Origin of the sequence: Microbispora sp. ATCC PTA-5024 (assembly GCF_000511135.2) — a bacterium.
In the GTDB taxonomy this organism is placed as follows: Bacteria; Actinomycetota; Actinomycetes; order Streptosporangiales; family Streptosporangiaceae; genus Microbispora; species Microbispora corallina.
This window is the reverse complement of the sequence record NZ_KI866522.1, coordinates 1,091,205-1,092,834: the sequence shown is the minus strand read 5'-3', so window position 1 is coordinate 1,092,834 and position 1,630 is coordinate 1,091,205. Positions and strand designations below refer to the sequence as shown.

The 1,630-nt window shown below is 73.6% G+C and carries 2 protein-coding genes; one reads left to right on the top strand and one right to left on the bottom strand.

Features of this window, described 5'->3' with window-relative positions; all coding sequences use genetic code 11:
* Positions 1-541 (top strand): SDR family NAD(P)-dependent oxidoreductase (locus tag MPTA5024_RS04925; protein WP_051457714.1); only part of this gene is annotated, 541 nt, incomplete at its 5' end.
* A gap of 24 nt (positions 542-565) precedes the next feature.
* On the opposite strand, the gene hpnH is transcribed toward MPTA5024_RS04925, so the two are convergent.
* Positions 566-1,570 (bottom strand): adenosyl-hopene transferase HpnH, encoded by a 1,005-nt coding sequence (gene hpnH, locus MPTA5024_RS04920; RefSeq protein WP_036320262.1) that lies wholly within the window; start codon positions 1,568-1,570, stop codon positions 566-568.
* Between the last annotated feature and the right edge of the window lie 60 nt (positions 1,571-1,630).

Below are 1,630 nucleotides of genomic sequence, written 5' to 3'. Positions count from 1 at the left end.
CGCCGTACGGGCCGGACCGGTGGACGTGCTGGTGGCGAACGCGGGGGAGGGATGGAGCGGGCCGCTCGCGGCCATGCCGGACGGCACGCTGGAGCGGCTCGTCGCGGTGAACCTGACGGCCCCGATGCGGCTCACCCGGCTGCTGCTGCCCGCCATGGCCGAACGCGGCCGGGGCCACCTCGTGTACGTCGCGTCGATCGCGGGCGCGCTCGGGGTGCGGGAGGAGGCGGTGTACGCGGCGACCAAGGCCGGGCTGCTCGCCTTCGCGGAGAGCCTGCGCTACGAGGCGCCCGGCGTCGGCGTGACGGTCGTGCTGCCCGGGGTCGTGGACACGCCGTTCTTCGAGCGGCGCGGCCGGCCGTACACGCGGAGCCGCCCGGCCCCCGTCCCGCCCGCGAGGGTGGCGGCCGCGGTGGTCGCCGCCGTGGAGCGCGGCCGGGCCGAGGTGTACGTCCCCGGGTGGCTGCGGGTCCCGGCACGCCTGAGGGGCGCCGCGCCCGGGACGTTCCGCGCCCTCGCGCGCCGCTTCGGCCGTCCCTGAGCCCGCGACCTCCCAGGCCTGCCGTCAGGAGCCGCGCAGGGCGCGGAGGGACTCGCGCAGCGAGCCCAGCGTGGCGAACACGGCCGTCGGCTCGTAGCCGCAGTGGGCCATGCAGTTCGCGCAGCGCGGGTCGCGCCCCCGGCCGTACGCGCTCCAGTCGGTCTCCTCGACCAGCTCCCGGTACGTCCGCGCGTAGCCGTCGGCCATCAGGTAGCAGGGCCGCTGCCAGCCGAACAGCGAGTACGACGGGATGGCCCAGGCGGTGCACGGGAAATCCACACGCCCCTCCAGGAAGTCGAGGAAGAGCGGGGAGTGGTTGAACCGCCACCTGCGGCGGTTCCCGTTCGCGAAGGCCTTGCGGAACAGCTCCCGGGTCTCCCGCACGCCGAGGAAGCAGTCCTGGTCGGGCGCCTTCTCGTAGGCGTACCCCGGAGAGATCATCATCTCGTCCACGCGCAGGTCGTCGTTGAGGTAGTCGAGCACCTCGATGACGGTCTGCGGGCTGTCGGTCGTGTAGAACGTGGTGTTCGTGGTCACGCGGAACCCGCGGCGCCGGCACTCCCGTACGGCGGCGACCGCCTCGTCGAACACCCCCTCCTTGCACACCGAGGCGTCGTGCCGCTCGCGCAGCCCGTCGATGTGCACGGTCCACGCGAAGTAGCGCGACGGGGTGAACTGGTCGATCTTCTTCGGGATGAGCAGGGCGTTGGTGCACAGGAACACGTACTTCCTGCGCCGGACCAGCTCCCCGACCAGCTCGGCGATCTGCGGGTGCATGAGCGGCTCGCCGCCGGCGATGGAGACCATCGGCGCGCCGCACTCCTCGATCGCGGCGACGGCCTGCTCGACCGGCATGCGCCGCCGCAGCACGTCGGCCGGATGCTGGATCTTGCCGCAGCCCGCGCAGCGCAGGTTGCAGGCGAACAGCGGCTCCAGCTCCACGAGCAGCGGGAACTTGGAGCGCCCGCGGATCCTCTGACCGAGGATGTAGCCGCCGACGCGTAGGGCCTGGCGGATCGGCATGGGCATCAGGGTCCTCCTTCGCTCGCGCGCGCCCGGCCGTCCCGCCCGTCCCGTCCGGCGCCGGAC